Consider the following 1,035-nt stretch of genomic DNA (forward strand, 5'->3'; position numbering starts at 1 on the left):
CGCTGAAGAAGACCCTGCTGGTGTTCGACGCCTTCCACGACGTGCAGGAAAAGGCCAAGGCCGGCAACGCCAACGCCCAGTCCGTGATGCAGAGCTGGGCCGATGCCGAGTGGTTCACCAGCAACCCGGAAGTGCCGCAGAGCCTGACCGTAACCGTGTTCAAGGTGCCGGGCGAAACCAACACCGACGACCTGTCGCCGGCACCGGACGCGACCACCCGCCCGGACATTCCGATGCACGCCCTGGCGATGCTGAAGAACAAGCGTGACGACGCAGCGTTCACCCCGGAAGAAGACGGCAAGCGCGGCCCGATCCAGCAGATCCTGTCGCTGAAGGACAAGGGCCACCTGGTGGCCTATGTCGGCGACGTGGTCGGCACCGGTTCTTCGCGCAAGTCGGCCACCAACAGCGTGCTGTGGTGGACCGGTGATGACATTCCGTTCATCCCGAACAAGCGCGCCGGTGGCGTCTGCCTGGGTTCGAAGATCGCGCCGATCTTCTACAACACCATGGAAGATGCCGGCGCGCTGCCGATCGAGCTGGACGTGTCGAAGATGGAGCACGGCGATGTCGTCGAGCTGCGTCCGTACGACGGCAAGGCGCTGAAGAACGGCGAAGTGATCGCCGAGTTCCAGGTCAAGTCCGAAGTGCTGTTCGACGAAGTGCGTGCCGGTGGCCGCATTCCGTTGATCATCGGCCGCGGCCTGACCGGCAAGGCGCGTGAAGCGCTGGGCCTGGCCCCGACCGACCTGTTCCGCCTGCCGGTGCAGCCGGCCGACACCGGCAAGGGCTTCTCGCTGGCACAGAAGATGGTCGGCCGCGCCTGTGGCCTGGCGGAAGGGCAGGGCATGCGTCCGGGCACCTACTGCGAACCGAAGATGACCTCGGTGGGCTCGCAGGACACCACCGGCCCGATGACCCGCGACGAGCTGAAGGACCTGGCCTGCCTGGGCTTCTCGGCCGACCTGGTGATGCAGTCGTTCTGCCACACCGCGGCCTACCCGAAGCCGGTGGACGTCAAGACCCACCACACCC

Annotated in this window: 1 pseudogene; it reads left to right on the forward strand. The window is 66.0% G+C overall.

Going from position 1 to position 1,035, the window contains the following annotated elements:
* Window positions 1-1,035, forward strand: a pseudogene (locus tag DBR20_RS21180) (aconitate hydratase B); the annotation flags it as partial.

Source organism: Stenotrophomonas sp. HMWF023 (assembly GCF_003060985.1).
Classification (GTDB): domain Bacteria; phylum Pseudomonadota; class Gammaproteobacteria; order Xanthomonadales; family Xanthomonadaceae; genus Stenotrophomonas; species Stenotrophomonas lactitubi.